A 14,979-nucleotide genomic window follows, 5' to 3' on the forward strand; every position below is an offset into this window, starting at 1 on the left:
CTGATTGGAGTTAATATCTTACTTAGATCAGCCTAAATTTAATTAATATATACATTATGTCTGCTGCATTAGAAACCGGTTGGTTAGCCGTTTTAGATCAAGAGTTTGAGAAAGATTACATGAAAAATCTAAAATCTTTTTTAAAGGAAGAAAAGGAAAAAGGTGCAACGGTTTATCCGAAAGGTCAGGATATTTTTAGGGCCATGAATACCACTCCTTTTGACCAGGTTAAAGTGGTTATCTTAGGTCAGGATCCCTATCATGGAGTTGGTCAGGCGCACGGCCTCTCATTTTCTGTACAACGCGGCATGACCATCCCACCTTCCCTAAAAAACATTTACAAAGAATTAGAAACTGATATTGAAGGTTTTAAATCACCACCACACGGAAACTTAATGCATTGGGCAGAACAAGGTGTATTGCTCTTAAATGCCACACTGACTGTTCGTGCCGCCGAAGCCGGTTCACATCAGAATCGCGGATGGGAGATCTTTACCGATGAGATTATAAAATCCCTTTCTGAAAAGCGTGAACACCTTGTTTTTTTACTTTGGGGAAAATATGCGCAGCAAAAAGCTTCCTTAATCGATCAGAAAAAACACTATGTGCTCACTGCGGCTCACCCTTCTCCTTTTTCTGCTTATAATGGTTTCTTTGGATCAAAACATTTTTCAAAGGCAAATCAGTTGCTGATCCAGAATAACTTAACACCTATTGACTGGAAATTGCCCGCTTAATGAACGCTTATTTTATTAGTGGTTTAGGTGCCGATAAAAGAATTTTCTCCAAAATTAAACTTGATGAACGGATTCGTATCATTCATGTAGATTGGATCGTGCCATTAAAAAGAGAATCACTTCCAGATTATGCAAAACGATTGAGTGAAATTATAGACGTCTCATCACCATTTATATTGGTTGGCGTTTCATTTGGAGGAATGATCGCTGTTGAAATTTCAAAGATTTTAAAACCTTTAATGACAATAGCCATATCAAGTACAATATTAAGTAACGAATTACCTTTTCTTTACAGATTGGCTGGCAAACTCCATTTGATAAGATTAATTCCACCAAACCTAATGAAGTCGTCAAACAAGTTCAGTCAAAACTTCTTTTTTGGTATTAAATCTACTGAAGAAAAAAACTTATTAACCAAAATTATACAAGATACCGACCCTGTATTTTTAAAATGGGCAATCGCCAGTATTATAACCTGGAAAAACAATATTAGACCAGATAATCTGATTCAAATTCATGGTAATCATGATCGAATTTTGTATTCTAAAAGTGCCACGGTTGATTTCACAATTGAATATGGAACACATTTTATGGTTTATCAAAACGCAAGGGAAATTTCAGAAATTATTGATGAATTAATCTCGGAGTTCCTTTAATTGATTTTGTCAATAAGAGGAGGAACGACGAAGATATCTGTTTTCAAGAATTATATTGCTTCACTCCCTTACTAAGTCCTACCCTTCGGTTCGCAATGATGAATCCACGAGATGATCGTCTTTGTGGGGAGGAACGACAGCCTGACCCGACATCTCGGGGAAGCAATCTCTTTTCACGAATCAGATTGCTTCACTCCATTTGCTAAGCCATACCCTTCGGTTCGCAATGACGACCAGCCGTATTATTAAGTTGCTTCGCTTAATGATTGGCAATTAAGTTTTTGGAGTTAATATTCCAAAGGCACAATAGGTTCCTTCTTTGTAGTCGACATGATCATCATTGTTTGAAAAGTTTTAACTACAGAAATTTTACTAATCTTCTCCATAATTAAACGCTCATACGATTTAATATCCTTCACATAAACTTTCAAAAGAAAATCTGCCTGCCCGGTAACGTGATGGCATTCCGTAATTTCCTTAATCTGATTCACTTCATCCAAAAAGATTTGAATCGTATTATTTTTATGAAAATCCAGTTGGATCTGGATAAAAGTTTTAATACCTAAACCAAGTTTCTCTTCATCTACCAGGGCATGATAGCTTTTGATAAAACCAGCCGTTTCCAATTTACGAACGCGTTCTAGTGTTGGCGCTGGAGACAATCCGATTTCCTGAGATAGTAGCAAATTCGTAATGCGGCCGTTCTCTTGTAAAATTCTTAAAATTTTAAAATCAATTTTATCTAATTCTGATGCCATATAAATTCAAAGGTATTGAGAACACAAACATAACCAAATTAAATTCTAAATTTTAACATAATTTATCTAATAAATTTTAATAAATTATTTTTAGATTTACCTAAAAATATAATTAGATAAATATAAATGCAAAGTTTCACTGAGGAGAATTACTTAAAGATAATTTACCACTTAGCAGAAAAAACCGGTAATGTTCAAACCAATGCCATTGCAGAGCAGATGCAAACCAAACCTGCATCTGTAACTGATATGATTAAGAAATTAGCTGAAAAAGGCTTTGTAGATTACATCAAGTATCAGGGGGTTACCCTTACCGAAAAAGGAAAAAATGCTGCCATCGAGATTGTGCGCAAACACCGTTTATGGGAAGTTTTTTTAGTGGATAAGCTTAATTTTAAATGGGATGAAGTACATGATGTTGCTGAAGAACTTGAACATATTAAATCTACTGCGCTGATAGAAAGGCTTGATGAATTTTTAGGTTTTCCAAAGTCAGATCCACATGGCGATCCTATTCCAGATAAGAACGGACGCTTTGCGATAACACAATTTATCAAACTGATCGATTTAAAAGTTGGTGATCAAGGCACGATTACCGGCGTAAGTCAGCACAGTTCTGCTTTTTTAAAGCACCTGGAAAAATTGGGCTTAACCCTCGGCAAACAAATTGAGATCAGTGATGTTACCGATTTCGATGGTTCAGTAGAAATCCTGATCGCCGGGAAGCAAATCAACATCAGTAGAGAAGTAGCAAAACACATTTTAACAAGCAGTAATGGCAAAAACTGAATCGCTTAGCGAAGTACATCAGAGTGTAAATACCAGTAAAAGAAAAGGTTGGCGGCGAATTTTAGCATTTATTGGTCCTGCCTATCTAATTAGTGTTGGTTACATGGATCCTGGAAACTGGGCAACCGATCTGGCCGGAGGAAGTAAATTTGGTTACCAACTGATCTGGGTATTACTGATGTCTAATCTGATTGCGCTATTGCTTCAGTCACTCAGTGCAAGATTAGGCATTGTTAGGGGTTTGGATCTGGCACAGGCCTCTAAACAGGCTTATCCCCGCTGGGCAAATATTCCGCTATTTGGTTTGGCACAAACGGCCATCATTGCGTGTGATTTAGCAGAAATCATCGGCATGGCTATCGGTTTACAATTGCTCTTCGGTCTGCCTTTAATCTGGGGAATTTCAATCACAATTTTTGACACCATACTACTATTATTCTTACTAAATAAAGGCATGCGGGCCATGGAAGGTTTTATCGTATCCATGGTTTTTATTGTAGGCATCTCTTTCCTGGTGGAAATGTTTATTGTAGAGCCTTCTTTAAAAGAAATTGCAAAAGGATTTGAACCTTCTGTCCTCAACGGAGATGCACTCTATATCGCCATCGGCATTATCGGGGCAACCGTTATGCCACATAATCTTTATTTACATTCCTCACTGGTTCAAACCAGAAAAATTGAGCGCAGTAATAAGGGCATTAAAGAAGCTTTGAAATTTAACCTGATTGACACGACCGTTGCCCTAAATCTGGCGTTCTTTGTAAATGCAGCCATCTTAATACTGGCAGCCGCCGCCTTCTATAAAAATGGATTACATGAGGTGGCAGAGATTCAGGATGCACATAAACTGCTTTCCAATATCTTCGGAAATATAGCCCCAACCCTATTTGCAATTGCACTAATTGCCGCCGGACAAAGCTCAACTGTTACAGGTACACTGGCAGGTCAGATCATTATGGAAGGCCACATTAATCTTCGTATTCAGCCCTGGTTACGCAGATTGATTACCCGTTTATTGGCTATCATTCCGGCATTTTTTACCATTTTACATTATGGCGATGATGCACTTGGAGGCTTACTCGTATTAAGTCAGGTGGTGCTGAGTTTACAATTAGGTTTTGCCGTTATTCCTTTAATCCATTTCAATTCAGATAAAAAGCTGATGAAGGATTTCGCGATCAAAACCTGGGTAAAAGTTCTAGCCTGGGCCAGTGCGATAACCATTATTGCATTAAACGTAAAATTAGTTATAGAAGAAATAAGTGGTTGGGCAAAGGACGCAAACAACTGGTGGATTTATGTTATTGTCGTACCTGCATTAATTTTTATCGTATTTCTGCTTTTGTATGTATTCTTCCATCCTCTGATTGAAAAGAAAAATCGCGACAGGCAAATGGTGCCTCATGGCAATGCCCTTGACATTGGTAAAATTGAAAAAATCAGTTATAACAGAATTGGTATCGCCGTAGATTTTTCTAAAAATGATGGCAATACGATCAGGCATGCACTTATTCAGGGTGGTAAAGATGCACATTATTACCTGATCCATGTGGTGGAAACTGCTGCTGCCCGTTATCATGGCCAGGATGTGATGGATCATGAAACAGAGAGTGATGCCAGAAATCTGGAAAAATACAGGGTCAATCTGGAAGATTTGGGATTTGATTCCACACCGTTTATTGGCTTTGGAAGCACAGCAAAAGCCATTGCAGAAATCAGCAATAAAAATGAGCTGGAGCTTTTAGTAATGGGTGCTCATGGACACAAGGGCCTGAAAGACCTGATTTTCGGAACCACGGTTGATTCAGTCAGACATAAAGTCAACATCCCTGTACTTATCATCAGATAAGGTCATTTATTAATTTCTTTCATGATTTTTTTAATGCCACCGTCACCAGCGTTATAAACCAATAATTTATTGGTAGGTGAATACAGGTACATGGCAGGATACATCTTAGGAAGAAATGCCGGAATAAACATATGGTTTTTATCCTGCATCACGGTAACATTGGGTTTCTTGTTTAATCCTTTTGCATAAGTATCAAAAAACTGAGGAATAATATAGGCTTCATCTAGGGTAATGAGATAAATGTTAGCCTTCTGGAACAGTTTATAATTGGCATTTAATGACTTTATTTCCCGCTGGCAATGCTCACATGTACAATCAAAAAGAATAAATAAATTTTGCTTGCCCTGTTTTAAATCTTTATTAGAAAATGATTTACCATCTAATTTAAAGAAGGTAAACTGAGGCAGTAAAGTAGGCTGTTGCGCTTTAACCTGATAGGTAATGGCTATAAGAAGAACTAGGAGGAAGCTTTTAACTTTCATTTTTAACATTTAAATCCAAACTTAATTGATTTATGAGCAAGATAATCAAATTCCTTTCAGCTTTTACAAACAGATGAACATTCTAATTGTTAATTTAGCCGTTGACGAAATGGAATAATATCAAAATATCACATCAATTTTTAAGATATTTGCAACCCGGCAAATGAGTCTGGATAAATGTAGCGCCATTTGCTGCAAAAATTAATAACAATATCAGCTTTGAAAAACGACATTAATATAAAAAATAAAAGAGCCTATTTCGATTACAATTTACTGGATAAATATGTAGCCGGAATTGCACTTCTTGGAACTGAAATAAAAGCCATCAGGCAAGGTAAAGCCAATATGACTGATGCATTTTGCATGTTTATTGGTGGAAACCTTTATGTACGAAACCTCCATGTTTCTGAATATAGCCACAGCTCATTTTATCATCACGACATTAAAAGAGACCGTGCTTTGCTGCTGCAAAAAAAGGAAATCCGGAAGCTAAAATTAAAGGGCGAAGAAAAAGGCTACACGATTGTACCCCTTCGTATTTTTGTTAATGAACGGGGCTTCGCGAAAATCGAAATCGCTTTGGCACAGGGCAAAAAAGAATTTGACAAACGTGACAGCATTAAAGACAGAGATACCAAACGTGAGCTGGACCGGGCGATGAAAAGATAGTTAGTTTCCAGTCTGGAGTCTTTAGTCCTGAGTCCAAATTGACTTAAGACTGAGGGCTTTGGACTAAATACTCAACTACTACCACGCCTGGTCGCCTACTAAAGGTACAAACCTGAAGGTATCCAGTACTATTTTTTCGTAATCTGTTTCGCTTACCCTGATTACCGTAACCATTTTTTGGGTTTTTTCATCACCTACCGGAATAACCAGAATCCCGCCGATCTTAAGCTGCTTTAACAAAATTTCAGGAACCAGTGGCGCTCCTGCGGTTACAATAATCTTATCATAAGGCGCATGTTCTGCCACTCCTTTTGAGCCGTCGCCACAACAAAAAACTGGTTTATAGCCCATGCCCGGCAAAACCCTAATGGTACGGTTATATATGTTTTGTTGCCTTTCTATCGTAACTACATTGGCCCCAAGTTCCATTAAAACACAAGTTTGGTAGCCAGAACCTGTTCCTATTTCTAATACCTGATCGCCTTTTTTAATGTGTAGCAATTCACTTTGATAAGCCACGGTGTAAGGCTGTGAAATGGTCTGCCCATCTCCTATCGGAAAGGCAATATCTTTATAAGCCTGGTTCCAGAACGTTTCATCAAAAAAGAAATGACGGGGAACCTTGCCCATTGCTTTTAATACATGCTCATCCTCTATTCCGCGAGATCTTAACAGTTCTACCAGTTTCTTTCTCGCACCACGCTCTCGGTAATTATCAACAAATTTATAGGCCATGAAGTCTCAAAATTAACTTTTTTATATGGTGATGCAAGATAAAGAAATCCACATTAGCCTAAGTTGCAGAAAATCAAAAGCTAAATATGCCATTGATAAGTTTGCTTGAATCATCATACTGAAGTGCGGAATTATTTCTACTTTTGGAATCAACAAATTTTAAAGAAAATCAGTATCATTATATCATATATGAAGAAAATCTTACTTAGTTTATTTGCACTGTTTATCTCCATCACCTCATTTGCACAAACAGGAGCAGATTATAATTATACCATAGGCTTCCGTGCCTTTAGTTTAATGCAACTGCCTAAAATATTAAATCAAACCAATACACAGGATTACACCAAGGCTTATGCAAATGGTGCCATGCTTAAGTTCAATGATAACCAGATCAGTTACCGGGTGAGCGGTTCCTATTACCGCAATGATATTCAGTTTGATAATACCTGTGCAACCTGTGAAATCGCTTATGGAAAGGTAACCGATTATTCTTTTAAAGTTGGTTTTGAAAAAAACTTTAACTATTCCAGGGTTCAGCCTTATTTTGGATTCGATCTAGGTTATCGTTCAAACCGCTTTACCGGAACCATAGCACAGCGAAACCAACAAACAAACAGTGCTACACAAACGGCTGATGCCAGTAAAAATGGTTTGGTTCTTACCCCATTAATCGGTTTAAAAGTAAACATCATTTCACAGCTAAACTTCTTTGCAGAAAGCAATCTGGATTTTTATTATTCTTACGAAAAGCAGGATATTACTGGAACCGGTGGTGTAGCCAGAACAGTTACCACCTATAAAAAATGGGAGTTTTTATTAAATCCGGTTTCCCTAGGCTTACAGTTTAGTTTAAATGGGAAAAACTAATAAGGATCTACATCAATCTGCATAAAAATACCTTTAAATTCTTTCGTGGCATTAAATTGTGTAAGGGTCTCGCGTAAGGCATCTTTAACCTTTTGAATGGCGGTATGTTTATCTGCCTTTATAATGATTTGCCTGATATAGAGATTCCGCACCCGGCTTACCAATGGTTGCTCCGGACCAAGTACACGTTTTCCAAATTTTGCTTTTAAAATATTGGCCAGCGAAAGAGCGGCATGATCAAGCACATGTGCATCTTTATGTTTGATGTAGAGAAATATCATTCTTGAAAACGGTGGGTACAGGAACCTCTCCCGTTCTGCAATTTCATCATGATACATACCCTCATAATCATTCTCCACCACCTGTTTAATAATCCGGTTTCCGGCATCGTAGGTTTGGATACATACACTTCCCTGGTCAGCTCTCCTGCCGGCCCTACCTGCTACCTGCGCGAGTAACTGGTAGCTTCTTTCATAAGCCCTGAAATCAGGATAACCTAACAATGTGTCTGCATTAATTACGCCAATCAGGTTTAAATTATCAAAGTCTAATCCTTTGGCTACCATTTGAGTGCCAATTAAGATATCTGTTTTCTTATCCTGAAAATCGTTCAAAATTTGTTGCAATCCGTTTTTTGTTCTGGTACTATCCATATCCAGCCTGGCAATAGAAATATCGGGATATAATAATTTTAACTCCTCTTCTATCCTTTCGGTACCGAAACCCTTTTGCTCAACATGTACTGAGCCACAAGCCGGACAAATATTTACACTGCTTTGCTGGTAGCCACAATAATGGCAATGTAGTTTGCCACTGCTTTTATGATAAGTTAAACTCACATCGCAATTCACACACTTTGGTGTATATCCGCACGTTGCACAAATCAGAATGGTTGCATATCCTCTTCTGTTTTGGAAGAGAACAATTTGCTCCTTTTTAGAAAGTGCCAGGTCAATATCTTTAATTAACACACTGGAGAAATAGGAAACCATAGTTTTTTTCTTGGTTTCTTCAGAAATACTCACCACCTGTTGGTTAGGCAATTGCACACCACCAAACCGCTCCTTCATTTCTACCAGGCCATATTTGCCTTGCAAAGCATTATAATAACTTTCAAGAGATGGAGTAGCTGACCCAAGGATAACCTTGGCCTGATGCAGGTGTGCCAGGTAAATAGAAGCATCCCTCGCCTGGTATCTCGGTGCCGGATCATATTGCTTGTATGAAGGCTCATGCTCTTCATCCACGACTATCAATTTCAAGTTTTGAAAGGGAAGAAAAACGGCAGAACGTGCGCCAAGAACAACCTTATAAGCACCTGTTCTAACCTTATTCCAGATTTCTACTCTTTCACTATTATTAAATTTTGAGTGGTAAACGCCAATAGCATTTCCAAAATAACGCTTAATTCGCTCAACAATCTGTGTGGTAAGGGCAATTTCCGGCAATAGAAATAGTACCTGACCATTTGTATTCTGAATAATTTTTTCAATCAGTTTAATATAAACCTGGGTTTTGCCAGATGCCGTAACGCCATGCAGCAATACCACATCTTTTTCCTTAAAGTGGCCGTTAATCTTCGAAAGTGCATGTTCTTGGGCTTCGTTAAGCTTAAAATTTACGCTAAATTCCTCATCATGTGCAGCCAAACGACTTACTGGTCGTTTAGTAATCACGAAAATATCTTTATCGGTGAGTGCTTTTAAAGCGCCTGCTCCGCAATTGCTCTCTTCTAAAAGTTGCTCCTTTGAAATTGGCAGATTTGTTTTTTGAAGCTTCAGATAAGCCAGCAAGGCATCCAGTTGTTTAGGCGCACGCTCCAAAACATTAAAAAGTTGTTTTAAATTTTCCTGGTCGCTGTAAAAATCGTTTAACTGAATGAACGATTTAAGTAATGGTTTATATTTCTGTACCACTTCTTCTGCCACCAGTATCAGGTCTTTTTCCAACAAATTATTAATAATGGGGTAAATTGTTTTCTGCCCCAGCAGTTTGGAAACTTCATTAACGGTTAACTTTCCCTGCCCTTTAAGCGCAGTAATGATCATTTCTTCTTTTTCATTGAGCACTACGTCCTCACTAAAACCTTCCGTAAGCATCAGGATGGTTTCACTGGCCAGCTTTAAGCTGGCTGGCAATGCCGCGGTCATAACATCGCCCTCATTACACATGTAATAGTTGGTCATCCAGGTCCAGAACTTGAGTTGCGTGGGCGTTACAACCGGTTCTGCATCAATCACATCAATGATATATTTAGCTTCGTAAGCTGCAGGTGGATTTTTAGATACGGCGCAAATTAATGCAGAATAAATTTTGTGCTTCCCGAACTGAACCACTACCCTTTTTCCTATCGCCACCTGATCATTCAAATCGAAAGGAATTCTGTAGGTGTAGTTTATCGCCAAAGATAAAGGCAAAATCACTTCCACAAAAAGTGTTTCTCTCTCTGTAAAAATATCGTTCTCAAAAATTTCCATTATTTATCTTTAAAGGCAGCAAAAAACAGCATGATCCAACCGAGTACAAATAATAATCCTCCGATGGGTGTTAAAGGGCCAATTAAATTTACAAAATCCAGTTGTAAAATACTTCGCGTAGCGAGTAAATAAAGCGAACCCGAAAACAGGATAATGCCGAAGGTAAAACAAAAATAAGCAATGTTGATGAGCTTATTCCTGTAGCGGGCGAAGGTTGATAAATATAACAGTGCAAAGGTATGATAGAACTGGTAACTCACACCTTTCTGCCAGATTTCCAGAGCTGACGCATCAACCAAAGCTTTTAATGCATGCGCACCGAATGCCCCTAGCAAAACAGCAACTAGTCCAAAAAAAGACGCAGTAAGTATTATTCGTTTATTCATAGGTATTTTGCCCTAAGCAGTGGCTAAATTAATAAATTGGTCAAGAACTTCTCACTAATCAATGTAATAAATTAAATTTGTTGCCTAGCAGATGAGAAAAATCATAATTTTAGTAAGCGTATTGTTATTGGGTGTGGCATCAATGTCCTATTTATACTTTTCTAAATTAGGGATTGAAAATGATGCCAAAGACCTGGCCCTCCAATCTGCAACCAACAATGCGGCCATCCTTTTTTCCTTTCAGAATGATAAAGCCTTTTATGAAATTATGGCAGGACAAAGCCTTTTACAGCAAGCTATTGGTGAAGAAAAGACAAACTTACTTAAACAACTGAAAGAAAGTTTTATTAATAAAAAGCTGATCAATAATTTTGTGCAGGACCAGGAGATTTACATCAGTCTACTGCCCGATACAAATCAAACCCTCAACTTTCTAATTACTGTACAGATCAGGTCAGATCAGGAGCTCATCAATTTTCAAAACAAACTTCAATCGATCGTTAAGCCTGTAGTAAAAGAAAAAAATATTTATACGCTCCAAGTGAATGATAGCCTGAATGTATTTTTGGGCATGCAACATCAGGTTTTAACCGTATCAACTTCCTTAAAGTTAATCAAAAATGCGGCAATCAGGCTTAATGATAACCCTTTTACAGCCTATATTAAAGAATCCAGGCTGCTAAACAAAAACATTCTGGCACAACTGTACATTAATTTCAATCAGGCACCGTTACTATTAAAGAATATTATTGCCGGAAGTATTAATGGCGAAATGGCCTTATTTAAAACACAAAACAGCTTTGCTACCTTGAATTATAATTTCAGCAAAGAGAAAATTTTGTTTAATGGCAATACAGAAATTAAGTCGGCAGATAACTACTTAAAATTGTTTGAGCAGATACCTGTTCAAAGCATCAATATTCAGAATATTATTCCCGATCGTACAGCAAGCTACACCATATATGCCTATGATAATTACCAATCCTGGCAGCAAAAATTAGCCCGCTGGCAAACACTTAAAAACTTAACCGATAAAAGAAATGTATTGATCAAGAAGGTTAAAACAGAATACCGCACAGATTTAAACGCTATATTTCCGTTATATCTAAAAAATCAATTTATCACCTTTCAGTTAAATACCGGAGAAAAATTAGCTGCAATCTCATTGATTAACGGCGAAAAGGTAAAGCAACTTTTATTTGATGTAAGTGAGGATTATAGTGAAGAGATTAAACATTTTAAAACAGCTGATATTCTTTTTACTTACCTGGGTGAACCTTTTAAAAATTTTGTAAAGCCTTATTATGTTATTATTGATAATCAATTTGTTATTGCCAATAATGCAAGTACCGTTCAGTCTTTTTTAAATAGTTATAAAAACAATAAATTACTGATTCAGGAACCAGCCTATCTGGACGCCTTGAATCAGTTACCAAATACTTCAAATATTGGTTTTTATATTAACCTGAAAAACGCAAAGAATATCTTCAGAAGTCAGCTTCTGTTAAAGTATTATCAACATTTACAAGCAGATAGCGGATGGAAAGAATTCGACAGCTTTTATTATCAAATGAGTGCTGATCAAAACAAATTCATCACAAACATGCTTTTAAATAAATACATCAAGCCGAACCCGTCAGATTCGGCAAGTACCCGTTAAATAAGCGATAGCTAAAACCAATTTAAATGAAGAAATTTCTACTTACCATCACATTAATGGGCTGTGGCTATTTTGCTAACGCGCAACAATATGCCTTATTTGGAACCAGAACCATGTTTGATGCTTTCGAAAACGTTTCTCAAAAATCTTTCACATTGGATTCTTCGCGAAAATTTTCATCAAATTTCTTTCTTCCAAATTTTGGTGCCAATTCAGCCAATATTGGCGAAGCAGCGTATTCCATCAGAAAGTTAACGCAGGAAGGTGTTAATGATACCAGAAATCTTCCGCTAGGTACAGGCGCTATCAATCACTTCTACTTAAATAGCAACGTTTATGTCGCAACTTTTCGCCTTTTCAAATCTTACAAATATCAGAAAGAAATAGGCTTAGCATGGCAGGTAAGAACAGATTCACATATTGATTACACTAACGAAACACTGGCCATATTTGATAATTATGATCGATTTCCTACAGCTACACCGCTAAATGGAATTTTTAATACAAAAGGTTATCAGCAATCTTATCATCAATTCAGTTTTACCTACAGAGAAAATTATAATAAACGGTTAGCCTTTGGATTAAAAGCGAGTGTATTGAGTGGCATTTTATACAACAAACTGGATATCACCAGTTCAAGCTTACGCGTAAATCCGGCATTAAACTCACTCGACATTACTTTTAATGGGAACTATGCGAGTAACTTTTCAGACACTGATGAAATAAACAAAAATACTTTTTTCCCAAATTTCAAAAACCCCGGTTTATCATTAAGCTTCGGCACAAATTATACCACAAAAAAGGGCTTGTTCCTAATGGCTAATGTTAAAGATTTAGGATTTATCTGGTGGAGGAGCGGCACCATCAATAATTCCATTAACAACCGGACAACAACGCTTAATGAGCTGAATGATGAATCATCTAACAACAATCAGGAAATAAGAGATATATTTTTAGGCGGACCAAGCGGAAAGTTTTTAGCAGCTACCAATGCCAAATTTGACGTCTATGTTTCCCGGCGATATGGCTTTTATAAGCCGGCATTGGTTGTTTCAAAAAATCTATTTTATAAAGGGGGTGATATTGCATTTGTCAACACCATTATCTATAATAATTTCTCCGCCAGCGTAACCCCGGTTTATAACCTGAACAACATCCTAATGATCGGGCTGCAAGGGAAGTATCAAACCCCAAACTTTGAACTTTTTGCTGGTACCGATAATTTATTTTCAACCTTTAACCAGGCCAGAGGAATTTACAACAAAACGGCAGATGTAGGCACAGGCCCTAACGGTGCTTCGGTTTATATGGGGGTAGGCATTAAGTTTGGCAATGTTGTTAACCATCCTCAATTTAGTGATGTAATACCCGGAATCAATGATCAGCAAGAAGGAAGTTTCTTTAAAAACCTGTTTTCTATCTTTAAAAGAAAATAATTAAACTTTTGGTTTAGGCTGGGTCACCACAAAATCTTTTAAATAAAAAGGCTCGAAGTAAGCTACATCCTCAAAGCAACTCTGATTAAAGGCATTAAAGGCTAAGGCCGACATATATTGGGCAGAATTAAAGTTGGATGGATGAAAGACTGCATTTGGATGATTCAGTGCTTCAGCACATTTCGCTGCACCATCACCCAAAAAGCTAACCTGATGTTGTGCCAGTAAATCAGCAAAACTGGTTTCATCAATAATTTTTGCGGAAGTAGGCTCCAGCAATTTTAAAGATGCATCAAATGTGGCCGCATAAACTTCCATTCTTCTGGCATCAATCATGGGACAAATCAGCGCCTCGTATGCAGGATTTTCCATCATAAAGCCGGCAGCCATCATTTCCAATGTTTCAATGGCAATTAAAGGTTTTTCGAGGGCATAGCATAGACCTTTTGCAGTGGAAACGCCAATTCTTAATCCGGTATATGATCCGGGTCCTTTACTAACAGCCACGGCATCCACATCCTGATAAGTTAAACCAGCTTTCCTGATTACTTCTTCAATAAAGAGCGTCAGATTAGCGGCATGTAGGTTTTGTCCGCTTTCCTCTTTCAGTATAATTGTTTTTCCATCAATTGATAAAGCCACTGAACAAACCTGCGTAGCAGTTTCTATCTGGAGTATTTTAGCCATATCGCAAAGGTATTAAAAAATGTAAGAAGGTGTTGAGTTTGGAATTTGGAGTCCAAAGTCTGAAGTCCTAAGTCAGAAGTTTGTGAATGAATAAACAACTAACCATTGACCAATAAACTCAGCTAAGGAACCGGATCATGGCCATGTTCTCCCCAGGGATGGCACCGGCCAATTCGCTTCAGAGCCATCCAGCCGCCTTTAAATGGCCCATGTTTGCGAATTGCTTCAATTCCATATTGCGAGCAAGTTGGCGTAAACCTGCAGTTTGCCCCAAGCATTGGGGATATGGCATATTGATAAATCCTAATCAGGCCTAAGAATAGCCAGGCAAAAGCTTTATTCAACAACTTCATTTGGCTGAATTAAAGTTTTAAAACGCTTGAAAGTAGCAATTAATTTCTTTTGGATGAAGGTAAACTCATATTTCTGTTTTCCTACATATTGAATAGAAAACAATAACAACCCTTTATCGGCTGACAATTGATTATAAAAATATTCCTGTTTATTCAGGCGATAAGCTTCGCGGATGCGTCGATTAAGCAGGTTACGGTCTACCGCCCGTTTATATCTTTTCTTAGGAACATTGATAACCACCTGCGCAGGAATGCCTGCTGGTTCATCCAAAAAAAGATAAGAAATGCGAAAGGGGTATAATAAAAAAGAAGAACCGTTTTTAAACAGCAGATCTAAATGTTTTCTGCTGCATAACCGTTCTTCTTTCCTGAATGTGTACATATATTTTTGATTGATAATTGCAGATTTTGCTCTGCCGATTCCGAATCCGGAAAAGC

16 protein-coding genes are annotated in these 14,979 nt (G+C 37.6%); 8 read left to right on the forward strand and 8 right to left on the reverse strand.

The annotated features are described in order from the left end of the window. The first annotated feature begins 56 nt into the window (after nucleotides 1-56). Both ung and CBW18_RS06720 read left to right on the forward strand, forming a co-directional pair. Nucleotides 57-737 (forward strand): uracil-DNA glycosylase, encoded by a 681-nt coding sequence (gene ung / locus CBW18_RS06715; protein WP_088300540.1) that lies wholly within the window; start codon nucleotides 57-59, stop codon nucleotides 735-737. Further along, the gene (locus CBW18_RS06720; protein ID WP_088300541.1) at nucleotides 737-1,393 is read left to right on the forward strand and encodes an alpha/beta fold hydrolase; all 657 of its coding nucleotides are present in this window, start codon (nucleotides 737-739) and stop codon (nucleotides 1,391-1,393) included. The genes ung and CBW18_RS06720 overlap by 1 nt, the downstream gene beginning before the upstream one ends. Nucleotides 1,394-1,680: 287 nt before the next feature. On the opposite strand, the gene CBW18_RS06725 is transcribed toward CBW18_RS06720, so the two are convergent. After that, nucleotides 1,681-2,151 carry an Lrp/AsnC family transcriptional regulator gene (locus tag CBW18_RS06725; RefSeq protein ID WP_029284374.1) on the reverse strand — a complete coding sequence of 157 codons (471 nt, stop codon included), beginning with the start codon at nucleotides 2,149-2,151 and terminating at the stop codon, nucleotides 1,681-1,683. A gap of 126 nt (nucleotides 2,152-2,277) precedes the next feature. Between CBW18_RS06725 and CBW18_RS06730 the strand changes: the two genes are divergently transcribed. Continuing rightward, on the forward strand, nucleotides 2,278-2,940 hold the full coding sequence (locus tag CBW18_RS06730; protein WP_088300542.1) for a metal-dependent transcriptional regulator: 663 nt from the start codon (nucleotides 2,278-2,280) through the stop codon (nucleotides 2,938-2,940). Then, complete coding sequence (locus CBW18_RS06735) at nucleotides 2,927-4,789, forward strand: Nramp family divalent metal transporter (protein WP_088300543.1); 1,863 nt, start codon at nucleotides 2,927-2,929, stop codon at nucleotides 4,787-4,789. Before CBW18_RS06730 ends, CBW18_RS06735 begins: the two co-directional genes overlap by 14 nt. A gap of 2 nt (nucleotides 4,790-4,791) precedes the next feature. Here the strand turns inward: CBW18_RS06735 and CBW18_RS06740 are convergent, their stop codons facing one another. Then, nucleotides 4,792-5,271 (reverse strand): redoxin domain-containing protein, encoded by a 480-nt coding sequence (locus CBW18_RS06740; protein WP_172406463.1) that lies wholly within the window; start codon nucleotides 5,269-5,271, stop codon nucleotides 4,792-4,794. 219 nt (nucleotides 5,272-5,490) lie between these two features. Between CBW18_RS06740 and smpB the strand changes: the two genes are divergently transcribed. Further along, the gene (smpB, locus tag CBW18_RS06745) at nucleotides 5,491-5,940 is read left to right on the forward strand and encodes an SsrA-binding protein (RefSeq protein WP_029284382.1); all 450 of its coding nucleotides are present in this window, start codon (nucleotides 5,491-5,493) and stop codon (nucleotides 5,938-5,940) included. A 78-nt stretch (nucleotides 5,941-6,018) separates the two neighbouring features. Here the strand turns inward: smpB and CBW18_RS06750 are convergent, their stop codons facing one another. After that, the gene (locus tag CBW18_RS06750; RefSeq protein ID WP_088300545.1) at nucleotides 6,019-6,675 is read right to left on the reverse strand and encodes a protein-L-isoaspartate(D-aspartate) O-methyltransferase; all 657 of its coding nucleotides are present in this window, start codon (nucleotides 6,673-6,675) and stop codon (nucleotides 6,019-6,021) included. Nucleotides 6,676-6,864: 189 nt separating this feature from the next. Here CBW18_RS06750 and CBW18_RS06755 point away from each other — a divergent pair, with 189 nt between their 5' ends. After that, complete coding sequence (locus tag CBW18_RS06755) at nucleotides 6,865-7,542, forward strand: hypothetical protein (protein ID WP_088300546.1); 678 nt, start codon at nucleotides 6,865-6,867, stop codon at nucleotides 7,540-7,542. On the opposite strand, the gene priA is transcribed toward CBW18_RS06755, so the two are convergent. Continuing rightward, complete coding sequence (priA, locus tag CBW18_RS06760; RefSeq protein WP_088300547.1) at nucleotides 7,539-10,019, reverse strand: primosomal protein N'; 2,481 nt, start codon at nucleotides 10,017-10,019, stop codon at nucleotides 7,539-7,541. The two genes, CBW18_RS06755 and priA, sit on opposite strands and share 4 nt — an antisense overlap. Continuing rightward, nucleotides 10,019-10,405 carry a DUF423 domain-containing protein gene (locus CBW18_RS06765; protein WP_088300548.1) on the reverse strand — a complete coding sequence of 129 codons (387 nt, stop codon included), beginning with the start codon at nucleotides 10,403-10,405 and terminating at the stop codon, nucleotides 10,019-10,021. The genes priA and CBW18_RS06765 overlap by 1 nt, the downstream gene beginning before the upstream one ends. A gap of 91 nt (nucleotides 10,406-10,496) precedes the next feature. Here CBW18_RS06765 and CBW18_RS06770 point away from each other — a divergent pair, with 91 nt between their 5' ends. Both CBW18_RS06770 and CBW18_RS06775 read left to right on the forward strand, forming a co-directional pair. Beyond that, nucleotides 10,497-12,065, forward strand: coding sequence for a hypothetical protein (locus CBW18_RS06770; protein WP_088300549.1), 1,569 nt, complete (start codon nucleotides 10,497-10,499; stop codon nucleotides 12,063-12,065). Nucleotides 12,066-12,091: 26 nt separating this feature from the next. Continuing rightward, complete coding sequence (locus tag CBW18_RS06775; protein ID WP_088300550.1) at nucleotides 12,092-13,501, forward strand: DUF5723 family protein; 1,410 nt, start codon at nucleotides 12,092-12,094, stop codon at nucleotides 13,499-13,501. On the opposite strand, the gene tsaB is transcribed toward CBW18_RS06775, so the two are convergent. The 3 genes from tsaB to CBW18_RS06790 all read right to left on the reverse strand — a co-directional run bounded on the left by tsaB (nucleotide 13,502) and on the right by CBW18_RS06790 (nucleotide 14,923). Continuing rightward, nucleotides 13,502-14,188, reverse strand: a complete 687-nt coding sequence (tsaB, locus tag CBW18_RS06780; protein WP_088300551.1) for a tRNA (adenosine(37)-N6)-threonylcarbamoyltransferase complex dimerization subunit type 1 TsaB — start codon at nucleotides 14,186-14,188, stop codon at nucleotides 13,502-13,504. It abuts the gene before it with no gap. A 122-nt stretch (nucleotides 14,189-14,310) separates the two neighbouring features. Further along, entirely contained in the window at nucleotides 14,311-14,541 is a 231-nt protein-coding gene (gene yidD / locus CBW18_RS06785; protein WP_088300552.1) for a membrane protein insertion efficiency factor YidD, read from the reverse strand. Next, a complete protein-coding gene (locus tag CBW18_RS06790) occupies nucleotides 14,525-14,923 on the reverse strand; it encodes a ribonuclease P protein component (RefSeq protein ID WP_088300553.1) in 399 nt (132 codons plus the stop codon). Before CBW18_RS06790 ends, yidD begins: the two co-directional genes overlap by 17 nt. Between the last annotated feature and the right edge of the window lie 56 nt (nucleotides 14,924-14,979).

The sequence above is a fragment of the Pedobacter sp. AJM genome (assembly GCF_002197755.1).
Taxonomy (GTDB): domain Bacteria; phylum Bacteroidota; class Bacteroidia; order Sphingobacteriales; family Sphingobacteriaceae; genus Pedobacter.

What these genes read in the sequence shown, in the direction of transcription:
- ung (WP_088300540.1), top strand. Translation starts at nt 57, where the DNA reads ATGTCTGCTGCATTAGAAACCGGTTGGTTAGCCGTTTTAGATCAAGAG.
- CBW18_RS06720 (WP_088300541.1), top strand. Translation starts at nt 737, where the DNA reads ATGAACGCTTATTTTATTAGTGGTTTAGGTGCCGATAAAAGAATTTTC.
- CBW18_RS06725 (WP_029284374.1), bottom strand. Translation starts at nt 2,151, where the DNA reads ATGGCATCAGAATTAGATAAAATTGATTTTAAAATTTTAAGAATTTTA.
- CBW18_RS06730 (WP_088300542.1), top strand. Translation starts at nt 2,278, where the DNA reads ATGCAAAGTTTCACTGAGGAGAATTACTTAAAGATAATTTACCACTTA.
- CBW18_RS06735 (WP_088300543.1), top strand. Translation starts at nt 2,927, where the DNA reads ATGGCAAAAACTGAATCGCTTAGCGAAGTACATCAGAGTGTAAATACC.
- CBW18_RS06740 (WP_172406463.1), bottom strand. Translation starts at nt 5,271, where the DNA reads ATGAAAGTTAAAAGCTTCCTCCTAGTTCTTCTTATAGCCATTACCTAT.
- CBW18_RS06750 (WP_088300545.1), bottom strand. Translation starts at nt 6,675, where the DNA reads ATGGCCTATAAATTTGTTGATAATTACCGAGAGCGTGGTGCGAGAAAG.
- CBW18_RS06755 (WP_088300546.1), top strand. Translation starts at nt 6,865, where the DNA reads ATGAAGAAAATCTTACTTAGTTTATTTGCACTGTTTATCTCCATCACC.
- priA (WP_088300547.1), bottom strand. Translation starts at nt 10,019, where the DNA reads ATGGAAATTTTTGAGAACGATATTTTTACAGAGAGAGAAACACTTTTT.
- CBW18_RS06765 (WP_088300548.1), bottom strand. Translation starts at nt 10,405, where the DNA reads ATGAATAAACGAATAATACTTACTGCGTCTTTTTTTGGACTAGTTGCT.
- CBW18_RS06770 (WP_088300549.1), top strand. Translation starts at nt 10,497, where the DNA reads ATGAGAAAAATCATAATTTTAGTAAGCGTATTGTTATTGGGTGTGGCA.
- CBW18_RS06775 (WP_088300550.1), top strand. Translation starts at nt 12,092, where the DNA reads ATGAAGAAATTTCTACTTACCATCACATTAATGGGCTGTGGCTATTTT.
- tsaB (WP_088300551.1), bottom strand. Translation starts at nt 14,188, where the DNA reads ATGGCTAAAATACTCCAGATAGAAACTGCTACGCAGGTTTGTTCAGTG.
- yidD (WP_088300552.1), bottom strand. Translation starts at nt 14,541, where the DNA reads ATGAAGTTGTTGAATAAAGCTTTTGCCTGGCTATTCTTAGGCCTGATT.
- CBW18_RS06790 (WP_088300553.1), bottom strand. Translation starts at nt 14,923, where the DNA reads ATGTACACATTCAGGAAAGAAGAACGGTTATGCAGCAGAAAACATTTA.